The following is a 12,132-nucleotide window of genomic DNA, read 5'->3' as shown; positions in this document are numbered from 1 at the left end:
GAAGATTTATCGCCCCAAAACGCTGTCTTCCAGAAATTTCTGCTAAAAAATTTGAGATTGCGCAACAAAATAGCCCGCCACCCTTGCCGCCTGACAACAGTCTGGGCCAATCGAAATCACGATATTTTTAAGATTTTTCTTATCCCGATTTTTCGGGGAGATAGTGCAGCGAAGAATCTAACGGACTTGCAAACGGACCTGAAAACGGGCCTAACGCACATGCTGCATTCAAGCTTTCGATACCTTCAGATCATTCATGGACCGATAAAAACCATCCAGCGATGCCTGATTCCAGGCTGCTTCCAGGCTGCTTCCAGGTTGTTGCCGAGGCATGTCAAAAGCATGCCAAACCAACCGCCCACTGCTCTCCACAGACATTCCCGTCAAGCACACCGGCCTGCTCCGTGCCCGCCATTCCTCAGCAGAAACAGCCAGCCACCTCCAGGCAACACTCGGCCACAAACACAATCCCTTTATAATCCGACCTTCCGCGCTTTTTCCACGCTTTCCTCCACGTTTTTTCAGCAGACTTCCGACCCATGAGCGACAGCACGCTTGCCAAAAGTTTCGAGCCCCAAACCATTGAATCCCACTGGGGCCCCGAATGGGAAAAACGCGGCTACGCCGCCCCCTCGTTCAACCCCGAACGCAAGAACTTTTCGATTCAACTGCCGCCGCCCAATGTCACCGGCACGCTGCACATGGGCCATGCCTTTAACCAGACCATCATGGATGCCCTCACGCGCTATCACCGCATGCTCGGTGACAACACGCTGTGGGTGCCGGGCACCGATCACGCGGGCATCGCCACCCAGATCGTGGTCGAGCGCCAGCTCGATGCCGAGGGCGTGTCGCGTCATGATCTCGGGCGCGAGGCTTTTGTCGAGCGCATCTGGCAATGGAAGCAGCACTCCGGCTCGACCATCACGGGCCAGGTACGCCGCCTCGGCGCTTCCATCGATTGGTCGCGTGAATACTTCACGATGAACGACACGATGTCGGCCGCCGTGCGCGATGTGTTCGTGCGCTTGCATGAGCAGGGGCTGATTTATCGCGGCAAGCGTCTCGTCAACTGGGACCCGGTGCTGCTCACCGCCGTGTCCGATCTCGAGGTGGTCAGCGAAGAAGAAAACGGCCATCTGTGGCATATCCAGTACCCGCTGGCCGATGGTTCGGGCGCTTTGACCGTGGCCACGACGCGTCCCGAAACCATGCTCGGCGACGTCGCCGTGATGGTTCATCCGGAGGACGAACGTTACGCCCACCTGATCGGCCAGTCGGTCATCCTGCCGCTTACGGACCGTGAAATCCCCGTGATCGCCGACGATTACGTCGACCGCGAATTCGGCACCGGCGTGGTCAAGGTCACGCCCGCGCACGATTTCAACGACTACCAGGTCGGCCAGCGCCACCGGCTCGCCTCGATCGAGATTCTCACGCTCGACGCCAGGATCAACGACAACGCCCCCGAGGCCTATCGCGGGCTCGATCGCTTCGAAGCGCGCCAGCGCGTGGTGGCCGATCTCGAAGCGCTGGGCCGGCTCGAATCCGTCAAGCCGCACAAGCTGATGGTGCCGCGCGGCGACCGTACCGGCGTGGTGATCGAGCCGATGCTGACCGACCAGTGGTTCGTGGCGATGAGCCAGCCTGCCCCCGAGGGCACGTTTCACCCCGGCAAGTCCATCGCGCAAACGGCGCTCGATGTCGTGCGCGATGGCCAGATCCGTTTCGTGCCGGAAAACTGGAGCACCACGTATTACCAGTGGCTGGAAAACATCCAGGACTGGTGCATCTCGCGCCAGCTCTGGTGGGGCCATCAGATTCCCGCGTGGTATGGCGTGAACGGCGAGATCTTCGTCGCCCGCAGCGAAGCCGAAGCCCAGGCCCAGGCCCGGGCCCAAGGCTATGACGGCGCGCTGCGGCAAGACGATGACGTGCTCGATACCTGGTTCTCGTCGGCGCTGGTGCCGTTTTCCTCGCTGGGCTGGCCGAACGATACCGAGGAGCTGCAGCACTTCCTGCCTTCGTCGGTGCTGGTCACGGGCTTCGACATCATCTTCTTCTGGGTCGCGCGGATGGTCATGATGACCACCCACTTCACGGGCAAGGTGCCCTTCGATACGGTCTACGTGCATGGTCTCGTGCGCGATGCCGAAGGCCAGAAGATGTCGAAGAGCAAGGGCAATACGCTCGACCCGATCGATATCGTCGATGGCATCGGGCTCGATGCGCTGGTCGCCAAACGCACCACCGGCCTGATGAACCCCAAGCAGGCCAGCACCATCGAAAAGAAAACCCGCAAGGAATTCCCCGACGGCATCGCGGCCTTCGGCACGGATGCGCTGCGCTTCACGATGGCGTCGATGGCCACGCTGGGGCGCAACATCAACTTCGATCTGGCGCGCTGCGAGGGCTATCGCAACTTCTGCAACAAGCTGTGGAACGCCACGCGCTTCGTGCTGATGAACTGCGAAGGCCATGATTGCGGGCTCGATCCGGCCAAAGGCTGCCACAACGATGCCACGGCTACGGGCGCGTCAAGCGGCGCGAACGGCTGTGGCGCGGGCGGCTATCTCGACTTCTCGCAGGCGGACCGCTGGATCGTCTCGCATCTGCAGCGCACCGAAGCCGAGATCGCCAAGGGCTTCGCCGATTACCGCTTCGACAACGTCGCCAGCGCGCTCTACAAGTTTGTCTGGGACGAGTACTGCGACTGGTATCTCGAACTCGCCAAGGTGCAGATCCAGCTCGGCACGCCCGAGCAGCAGCGCGCCACGCGCCGCACGCTGTTGCGCGTGCTCGAAACCGTGCTGCGTCTGGCTCACCCCATCATTCCGTTCATCACCGAAGCGCTCTGGCAAAAAGTCGCGCCGCTCGCGGGCCGCTATCCCGCTGCTCAGGCCGAAGGCGCGGTATCGCTGATGACCCAGCCCTATCCTCAGCCGGAGGCGCAAAAAATCGACGAGGCCGCCGAGCAATGGGTGGCGGGCCTGAAAGCGCTGATCGATGCCTGCCGCAACCTGCGCGGCGAAATGGGCCTCTCGCCGGCCACGCGCGTGCCGCTTCTGGCCACGGGCAATGCCGAACGGCTGCGCAGCTTCGCGCCTTATGTCCAGGCGCTGGCGCGGCTCGCGGAGGTGCAGATCATCGCCGACGAAGCCACGCTCGATGCGCAAGCCGAAGGTGCGCCGATTGCCATCGTCGGTCAGGACAAGCTGGTGCTGAAAGTCGAGATCGATGTTGCCGCCGAGCGCGAGCGGCTCACGCGCGAAATCGACCGCCTCAGCGCTGAAATCACCAAATGTCAGGCCAAGCTGAAAAACGAGGCCTTTGTCGCCAAAGCCCCGGCTGCTGTTGTCGGGCAGGAGCAAAAGCGGCTGGCTGAATTCGAAGCGACCCTCGGCAAACTCAACGCACAACTCGCGCGCCTACCTACCTGAATTCCGCGCGCCCCAAGGAGACAACGCCATGCTCAAAGTCACCAAAGCCGTATTTCCGGTCGCGGGCCTGGGTACCCGGTTTTTACCGGCTACCAAGGCCAGCCCGAAGGAAATGCTGCCCATCGTCGACAAGCCGCTGATCCAGTACGCCGTCGAGGAAGCGATGGCCGCCGGGATCACCGAAATGATCTTCGTCACCGGGCGCAGCAAGCGCGCGATTGAAGATCACTTCGACAAATCGTATGAGATCGAAGCCGAACTCGAGGCGCGCGGCAAAACCCAGCTGCTGGAACTGGTGCGCAGCATCAAGCCGAGCCACGTCGACTGCTTTTACGTGCGTCAGCCCGAAGCGCTGGGCCTCGGGCATGCGGTACTGTGCGCGGAAAAACTCGTGGGCGATCATCCGTTCGCGGTGATCCTCGCGGACGATCTGCTGTATGGCGAGCCGCCTGTGATGAAGCAGATGATCGACGTGTTCGACCACTATCACAGCTCGCTCATTGGCGTCGAAGAAATCCCGCCTGCGGACACCCGCTCCTACGGCGTGATCGAGGGCAAGGAATGGGAGGACTCGATCATCAAGCTCTCGGGCATCGTCGAGAAACCCGCGCCCGAAGTCGCGCCGTCCAATCTGGGCGTGGTCGGCCGCTATGTGCTCAAGCCGCGCATCTTCCACCATATCCGTGCGCTCAAGCCGGGCGCGGGCGGCGAATTGCAGCTCACCGATGCAATCCAGTCGCTGCTGGCCGATGAGCAAGTGCTGGCCTACAAGTACCACGGCACCCGCTTCGATTGCGGCAGCAAGCTCGGCTATCTGAAGGCGACGGTCGAGTTCGCGCTGCGCCACCCGGAAGTCGCGGCGGATTTCGCCCACTATCTGCGCACGCGTTCGCCGGTGCTGGAAGGGTAAAGCAGGACCCGGCCTCTACACGGCGCGCGGCGTTGTTGCCGCTTCAAGCCTGGCCGCAAAAATAACCGCTGCCCACAGCACAGTGAGCGGCGGTTATTTTTTGGCGCGATTGACCGGTTAGCGCGAAAACATGTGTTAGCCCGGTGTTTCGTCAAAGTAGAACTGGTTTTGCAAAATAGTCAGTTCCGGCAAACTCTTTTTCAATGCATGAAATGCCGTAGCGATCCGATTCCGCATCTCTGGATTGACTTCAAAATTATTTCGCCACAATATGTCATACCTTCCAAATTTCAGGAATGTCATATTTAATACTTTTAAAGACTTATACCGGGAAAGATTGTTCAAAAAACAATAAAGCTTCATGGAATCAAAGGTAGATTCGCTAAAATTCAGCTCCACGATATGCGAAACCGGGTTTTTATTTAAAAAAACATAATCGCATATATTTTTCATTTCTTTTGCTGAAGAGCCCGGCTGATTCAGATTGACCGACTTACCCCCCAATTCATTACCGTGTAAAAACAGCAAATCTGCCAGCGCGGTTTTTACAAACAATTCGAGGCCATACTGACTCTCAGGATTTTCATCACGATAATCACCCTTGAATAACGCAGGGGTCATATTCAAGTCAATACTGGATGTGTCACGTGCTTCAATGGTCTCTTTGATGATCTCGTAAACTTCTTCTGGCTTAGGCATTTTCGTGCCATCACTGAGCCTGGAAAATTTTAACCATCTGCTTTGCGTGACATTCTTTCTTACTTCACTAACAATTTGCTCAGCCAGTTTCCAGCTTGTGCCTTTCATTTTTTTATTTCTTTCTTCTTTTACAAGCTTGCTGAATTCGTGGGAAACCGGGGCGAAATTATACAAGATGCCGCCACCATTTCCTCCGATTATTTTTCGAATCAGTACTTTATCCTCTATTACCACTGGAACAGCCTGGCGGTTTTTTATGTTAGAGCTCAACTTCCCTTCTTTAACATCCGGACCATGAACCTCATCAATATCGTAAACTTCAAGCCTGGCAGGCGAAAATACTCGCACCTCCTGGGGCCTGGCTATTTCAGGTGAAATTGTTTTTAATAAATTATCAATTTTCCCTAATCCACCGCACTGAACCCTGGGTTCAGGGGAAATTGATGATTTATTCTTACCTGGTTTAACAACATGGGCAGATGCTGACGAATTACCTACGGATGATTTAACATCCGTTTTTAAGTTATTTAACTTTACAGGAAGCATGGCCTTGATCAGAAAATAAAAATTTTAAGTAACTCACCTTTAAAATTCGTTCCATTTTCTGCTGCCTTGTGTCCTGGCTTTCTGATTTCCCGATGCAATCCAGCAAGGCATCTTCACGGATAAGCGTGAAGATGCCTTCTGCATCAGGCGATGCGTTTCCGCCCTGCGCCCTAGCGCACCAGAAACCCCGCGCCCACCGGATCATCGCGGTCGATCGTCCAGCGCGCCGTGCCCAGAATGCTCGCGGTCCCCTTCACCGAAGTCCGCACCGCGTGCGTGCCGTTCAGATCGACATCGCCCAGCAGGCAGCCTTCGAAGGTGCCACTGCCCAGCAGCCCTTCCGAGAGGATCGGCTGGTTCTGCTTGAGCTTGCCGCGCGCCTCGAACATCGCCAGCATCGCGCTCGTCCCCGTGCCACCCGGCGAGCGGTCCAGTTGCCCCGCGCTGAACACGTGCACGTTCTTGTAGTACGCGCCTTCAATCGTCGGCGCGTGCCAGAACGTGATGAAGTTCAGGTTGTTGATGTGCGCTTCGGTCGGATGCTGGATGCGCAGTTGTTCCTTGATCTGGTCGCGCACCAGCAAGCCGAGGCGAGACAGTTCGCTGCCGTTGTCCGGCGAAATACGCAGCGCGCAACCGTTCAGGTCGACGATGCCGAAATAATTGCCGCCCCACGCCAGATCGGCTTTCAGGTCGCCATAGCCCGGCAGATGCACCGGAATATCCTGCGCCGCGACATACGCGGGGACGTTTTCGAAACGCGTCCACAGTACCTTGTCGCCCTCCGAGGCCACCTCGGCTTGCACCAGCCCGGCCGTGGTTTCGAAGCGGATCTTCGTCAAGCCATTGGCGCCGCGCGGCACCAGCCCTAAGGCCACCATCGTCATCGCCACCGCAATCGTGCCGTGACCGCACATATGCGAGTACTCGGTGCCGTCGATATAAATCAGCCCCGCGTCGAACGCCTGACTGGACGGCGGCGTCAGGAACACGCCGAACATGTCCTTGTGGCCGCGTGGCTCGCGCATCAGCGACTGGCGCAGCCAGTCGTAATGGGTTTCGAGAAACGCGCGCTTTTCCAGAATCGTCGAGCCTGCCGGGTACGGAATCCCGCTGTGCACGATGCAAAGGGGCTCGCCTTCGGTGTGGGTATAAATAACGTCGAACGTGTCCTGCTTGCGCATGATTACAACTCCTCGCTGGAAAGTGAATGCGACTTCACGAATGGATGAACGGATAAAGGGATGAACGGATGAAGGGATGAGCTCATTGACGCTCGGACAGCATGTCGAGACCGACCGTCAAATCAAGAATCGTGATCGCCACCACCGCCACCAGAATGGTCGCGCCGGATACCGCGGCGATGGTCGGATCGATCGTGTACTGCACGTAGTTGAAAAGCTTCACGGGGATCGTGTTGAGGCTGGCGGTGGTGTTGAAGATCGACAGCTCGACGTTGATCCAGGACGAGATGAAGGCGAAGATCGAGCCCGTCACGATGCCAGGCCGGATACGGGGCAACACCACGAGGAAAAACGTCGTCCACGGGTTGGCGCCGAGATCGGCGGAGGCTTCTTCGAGAGCGCGCTGCTCGGGCGTCATCATCGACAGCGCCGAGCGCAGCACGAAGGGCGCGACGATCACCGCATGTCCGATCAGTAGCGAAGTAAAACTGCGGGTCAGGCCAAAGTAGCCGCCGAACTGCAGCAGCGCCGCGCCCAGCACGATATGCGGCAGCACCAGCGGCGCCATCAGCAGCGCACTCAGCGCACGCTTGCCCGGAAACGGATAGCGCGCCAGCGCCAGCGCGGCGGGAACGGTCAGCACCAGCGCCGCCGCCGTGGCCGCGAGCGCCAGCAACGTGCTGGTGGTGAAGGCCGAAACGTAACTCGGGTCGGCCAGCATCACGTGGTACCAGTGCAGGCTCCAGCCTTGCGGCGGGAAGGCGAGGAACTCGGTGGCAGTCAGCGAGCTGCCCAGAATCACCCCCAGTGGCAGCACCACATAGCCCAGCACCAGCCATGACACCAGACGAAGCGACAGGCGCGCGATCATCGTGTTCCTCCGCGAAGCTCTCCGACCCGGCCCGCCAGGGCGACCATGGCCAGGGTGAACAGCAGCAGCACGATGCTCAGTGCGCCGCCATAGTTGAAATCGAACGTCGTGCTGTACTGCTGGAAGATCAGCATCGACAGCACCGTGACCCGTCCTCCGGAGAGCAGCGCCGGGGTCACGTAGGCGCTCACCGCCAGCGTGAACACCATGATCGAACCCGCCACCACGCCGGGCAGCGTCAACGGCAAGGTGACGTGGCGGAAGGTGGCGGCGGGGCTCGCGCCGAGATCGGCCGAGGCCTGTTCGACGGCCGGATCGACCTGCGCCAGCGCATTGCCCACCGCCAGCACCACGAAGGGCAGCAGCACATAGACCATGCCGATCAGAATCCCCAGCTCGGTGCCGAGAAAACGCACGGGCTTCTCCACCGCGCCGCTGGCGAGCAGCGTCTGGTTCACGAGGCCATTGCGGCCCAGCAGGATCATCCAGCCGAACGAGCGCACGATATTGCTGGTCAGCATCGGCACCACCAGCAAGATCACGCACACGCGCCGCCAGGCGGCCCAGCGCACGATGCGCACCAGATACCAGGCGAGCGGATAGCCCAGCACGAGACACACCACGGTACTCAGGCAGGCGAGGCGAAACGTGACGAGAATCACGTCCCAGTGATACTGGTCGGCCAGCACGTGCAGGTAGTTCACCAGCGATAAACCCGCCGTATCGGGACGCGTCAAACTCGCCAGCAGCACCACCGCGAGGGGTGCGACAAAGAACGCGGCGAAAAACGCCAGCGGCGCGGCGAGCATCAGCAACGGGGTGAGCGTGGCCGGTTTCATGCGGGCTCTCCCAGCAGATGCAGCGCGGCGGGCGCGAAGCCGAGTTCAAGCGTGGCGCCCTTGCGCGCACTCGCCGCCGGCAAACCCGCCACGCGCGCGACGAGACGCTGGCTGCCCGCCTCGACATGCAGCAGCGTATGGCTGCCGACGCTCACCACTTCGGTCAGCGTGGCGCTAAAGCGGCACAGCGTGGGGGGGCTGTCAGGATGCGCGCTGCCTGCGGGAGTGTCCGGGGCGATCCTCGCGGCGCCGTGCTCGCCCAGCACGAGCAGTTGCTCCGGCCGCAGCACCGCGGTGCCCCGGGCGGGCAGCGCCGCGCCCACTGAGTTCAGATGGCAGGCCGCCAAACCGGGCAAGGCCAGCGACAGCACACCGGCCTGCGCGGTAAACGGCAACAGGTTGGCATCGCCAATGAATTCGGTGACGAAGCGTGTCGCCGGAGCCTGGTAAATCTCCGTGCCCGTGCCCACCTGCTCGATGCGTCCGGCGTTCATCACGACGATGCGGTCCGCCATCGTCATCGCCTCTTCCTGATCGTGCGTGACGAAGATGAAAGCAATCCCGAGCTTTTCCTGCAAATGCTTGAGTTCGAGCTGCATGCGCCGACGCAGCTTCATATCCAGCGCCGAGAGCGGTTCATCGAGCAGCAGCAGCTTCGGCCGGTTCACGATTGCCCGCGCCAGCGCCACGCGCTGCTGCTGGCCCCCGGACATCTCGCGCGGATAACGCGCGCCCAGGGCTTCGAGCCCCACCATCTCCAGTGCGGCCTGGGCTCGCGTTGCCGCCTCGCGGCGCGGCGTGCCCTGACGCCTGGGCCCATACGCCACGTTCTCCAGCACGCTCATATGCGGAAACAGCGCGTAGTTCTGGAACACCGTATTCAGCGGCCGGCGATAAGGCGGCAACGACGTCACATCCTCGCCATCGATCGCAATGCGCCCGCTGTCCGGCGTCATGAAGCCCGCGATCGCCCGCAACAGGGTCGTCTTGCCGCAGCCGCTCGGGCCCAGCAGCGCGATGAACTCGCCCTGGCGGATCTCGAGGCTGATCTGGTCGAGCGCCGTGTACGCGCCAAAACGCTTGCACACGGCCTCAAGGGTCAATAGAGCTGGCATCGCTAGAGTCCGGTTCAACGCTTGTTAGCCACTTGGCGGTTCCACGCAGAGGTGATTTCCGCGCGGCGTGCATTGATCGCGCTCCAGTCGAACAGCTTCAGGCTGTCCACCGAGCCGTTCGCGCCCCAGGGCAGCTTGCGCGCCACGTCAGCGGGCACGCTCACCCCCGCCACGGCTGGCCCGAGATAGAGTTTCGCGGCCAGACAGGTCGCGGCCGCCGGAGTCAGCGCCGAGTTGATGAACTTCTCCGCTGCCGCCTTGTTGCGCGAGCCCTTGACCAGATGCAGCCGGGCGTCGGTAGCCCAGGCGCCTTCCTTCGGCACCACGAAGCCAAGCGGCACGCCCTTGTCGATCAAATCCCACGCGCCGACGTTGAAATGCGCGCCGATCACGGCTTCGCCGCTCTGGAACGCATTGGAAGCCGCGCCCGAGCTATCGAAGAACAGCGCGGTATCGAGCGCGGCCAGCTTGGCGTAGACCGGTTCGAGGCTGGCGGGGTTGACGCCCCACACCTGGGCGAGGAACACGACAAACGGCACGCCTGCGGAATTGGCCGGCGACGGCAGCGTCACCGCGCCAGCGTAGGCGGGGTTCCACAGGTCTTTCCAGCTAGTGGGTGCAGGCTTGACCGAGCGGGTGCTGTAGGTCAGGCCCAGTGAGTAGTAGCCCGACCCCGCCGCATACGTGGTCGTGCCGCTGCGGTACAGCGCTTTCGGGATCAGGTTCTTCAGATTGGGAATCGCTGTGGCATCGAGGTGATCGAGCACCCCGGCCTGGAACGCCAGCTCACTGATGCCACCGTCCATCCACGCCACATCGACACTGGGCGCGGCTTTTTGCTGTTGCAGCTTGGCCAGCGTCGTGGTGGAAGTGCCCAGCTCGGGCGTCACGGCAATGCCGGTGGCGCGGGTGAAAGGCTCGGCCACGCAACTGCGAAACGCATCGCCCCAGTTGCCGCCGTACATGGCAACCGTCAGACGTGGCGTCTGGGCGTGGGCGCTCAACGCAGCCAGCGTGCCCGCCAGCGCGATGGCGGCCGTGATCGTGTTGCGCTTCATGCTGCGCTTCGTATTGCGGTCTCCGAGCTTCATGTCTTCCCCCTGATAGAAGTGGCTCAAATCGTGAGCACCCCCGCATCTTGCGCGCCGCGGCGCGCGCCAGGCTTGCAAGTCACGGTCAAAAAATTGAATAATTGCGTCATGTCGCCAACACCCCCTACCCCCGCCAAAACCCTTACTCCATCAGCCTTAGAGGTTATCCCTAAAAACCTGAAGCCTGTGCTGTCTGTCGGTTTTATTCTGTTGCACCAGTTCACCCTCGCGGCCTTCGCGGGGCTGCTGGATGTGCTGCGGCTAGCGGCGGACCACGGCGGCCGCAGCCGCCAGATTCACACCCGCTGGCGCGTGATGAGCATGGATGGCCTGCCGCGCACATCGAGCGCGGGCGCCACGTTGAGCGTCGATAGCGCCCTGCCCGACGACCCGGCGCAGTTCGCGCAGTTCGATTACATCGCGGTATGCGGTGGCAACGATTACCCCAACACCTACCTCGCGCCGCCCTTGCGCGACTGGCTGCGCGAAGCCAGCGCGCACCACGTGCGGATGCTGGGCATTTGCACCGGCACCTTTGTGCTGGCGCAAGCCGGGCTGATCGGCAAGCGCGCGGTGTGCATCCACTGGAACGTGCTGGATGCGTTTCGCGCGCGTTATCCGGAAGCCCGCGCGGTGGTGGACCATCTGTTCGTCGATGAAGGGGATGTGATTACCTGCGCCGGATCGACCGCCGCGATCGATCTCGGGCTGTATCTGGTGACGCGTCATTGCGGCCGCGCCGAAGCGCAGCAGGTGGTGCGGCACATGATGCTGCAAGGCATCCGGCCGGCGAAGCTGCCGCAAGCGCACTTCTACGCCGACCTGACGCAAATCAAGGACATCCGCGTGCGCCAGGCGGCGCATTTCATCGAGCAGCGCATCGACAACCCGCCGACGCTGGACGCTATCGCGCGCTATGTCGGTGTGGGCCGACGCCAGCTTGAGCGGGCTTTTCGTGAAGCGCTGGGGGTATCGCCCATGGCGTTCTTGCGTTCGCTGCGGCTCGAATACGGCCGCTGGCTGCTGTTAAACAACCCATCGGGGATTACGCAGATCACGCAAATCGCGCTCGATTGCGGCTTTGCCGATGGCGCGCATTTTTCGCGGGATTTTCGTGCGAAGTTTGGCGTCTCGCCGCGGGAATTTCAGCGTGAGGCGGGCGGCCAGGCGCAGGGGGATGACAGCTAGAAGCGGGCTATGGCCGCCTGGCGCGAGGTACACGCCTCAACATTAAAACGGAGGGCACCGGGCCGTTTTACGCTTCTTGCGCATCATTGCGCGGCAAACGATGGAACGAAACAATTAAGCCGGTTACCAATGTCACGAATATTTTTACTGTTGTCACGAATATTTTTACTGTACAGGGCGGCTAGCCTGGTTCTCTGGTTCATTTTTCATGTTTATTGCCGCAATCATTAATCGGCAAAATTGAGCCAT

General features: G+C 60.8%; 9 protein-coding genes. 3 read left to right on the top strand and 6 right to left on the bottom strand.

Translation table 11 applies throughout. The annotated features are described in order from the left end of the window. Nucleotides 1–539 precede the first annotated feature (539 nt). Together GH657_RS07110 and galU are read left to right on the top strand one after the other, a co-directional pair. Nucleotides 540–3,440: a valine--tRNA ligase gene (locus GH657_RS07110; RefSeq protein WP_153100060.1), complete on the top strand. Its 2,901-nt coding sequence runs from the start codon at nucleotides 540–542 to the stop codon at nucleotides 3,438–3,440. Nucleotides 3,441–3,468: 28 nt separating this feature from the next. After that, nucleotides 3,469–4,350: a UTP--glucose-1-phosphate uridylyltransferase GalU gene (galU, locus tag GH657_RS07105; RefSeq protein WP_153100059.1), complete on the top strand. Its 882-nt coding sequence runs from the start codon at nucleotides 3,469–3,471 to the stop codon at nucleotides 4,348–4,350. Nucleotides 4,351–4,485: 135 nt separating this feature from the next. Here the strand turns inward: galU and GH657_RS07100 are convergent, their stop codons facing one another. The 6 genes from GH657_RS07100 to GH657_RS07075 form a co-directional block, all read right to left on the bottom strand. Next, nucleotides 4,486–5,595 (bottom strand): hypothetical protein, encoded by a 1,110-nt coding sequence (locus tag GH657_RS07100; protein WP_153100058.1) that lies wholly within the window; start codon nucleotides 5,593–5,595, stop codon nucleotides 4,486–4,488. A 170-nt stretch (nucleotides 5,596–5,765) separates the two neighbouring features. Beyond that, nucleotides 5,766–6,779: a proline racemase family protein gene (locus GH657_RS07095; protein WP_153100057.1), complete on the bottom strand. Its 1,014-nt coding sequence runs from the start codon at nucleotides 6,777–6,779 to the stop codon at nucleotides 5,766–5,768. An 82-nt stretch (nucleotides 6,780–6,861) separates the two neighbouring features. Beyond that, nucleotides 6,862–7,650: an ABC transporter permease gene (locus GH657_RS07090; protein ID WP_153100056.1), complete on the bottom strand. Its 789-nt coding sequence runs from the start codon at nucleotides 7,648–7,650 to the stop codon at nucleotides 6,862–6,864. Next, on the bottom strand, nucleotides 7,647–8,489 hold the full coding sequence (locus GH657_RS07085) for an ABC transporter permease (protein ID WP_153100055.1): 843 nt from the start codon (nucleotides 8,487–8,489) through the stop codon (nucleotides 7,647–7,649). The genes GH657_RS07090 and GH657_RS07085 overlap by 4 nt, the downstream gene beginning before the upstream one ends. Then, nucleotides 8,486–9,604, bottom strand: coding sequence for an ABC transporter ATP-binding protein (locus GH657_RS07080; RefSeq protein WP_153100054.1), 1,119 nt, complete (start codon nucleotides 9,602–9,604; stop codon nucleotides 8,486–8,488). Before GH657_RS07080 ends, GH657_RS07085 begins: the two co-directional genes overlap by 4 nt. A gap of 14 nt (nucleotides 9,605–9,618) precedes the next feature. Then, nucleotides 9,619–10,695, bottom strand: coding sequence for an ABC transporter substrate-binding protein (locus tag GH657_RS07075; protein WP_153100053.1), 1,077 nt, complete (start codon nucleotides 10,693–10,695; stop codon nucleotides 9,619–9,621). A gap of 186 nt (nucleotides 10,696–10,881) precedes the next feature. Between GH657_RS07075 and GH657_RS07070 the strand changes: the two genes are divergently transcribed. Then, the gene (locus GH657_RS07070) at nucleotides 10,882–11,883 is read left to right on the top strand and encodes a GlxA family transcriptional regulator (RefSeq protein ID WP_246174020.1); all 1,002 of its coding nucleotides are present in this window, start codon (nucleotides 10,882–10,884) and stop codon (nucleotides 11,881–11,883) included. Nucleotides 11,884–12,132 lie beyond the last annotated feature (249 nt).

This window comes from Paraburkholderia hayleyella (assembly GCF_009455685.1).
GTDB classification, from domain to species: domain Bacteria; phylum Pseudomonadota; class Gammaproteobacteria; order Burkholderiales; family Burkholderiaceae; genus Paraburkholderia; species Paraburkholderia hayleyella.
The sequence above is the reverse complement of the archived record's forward strand: the minus strand, read 5'-3'. Positions and strand labels throughout refer to the sequence as shown.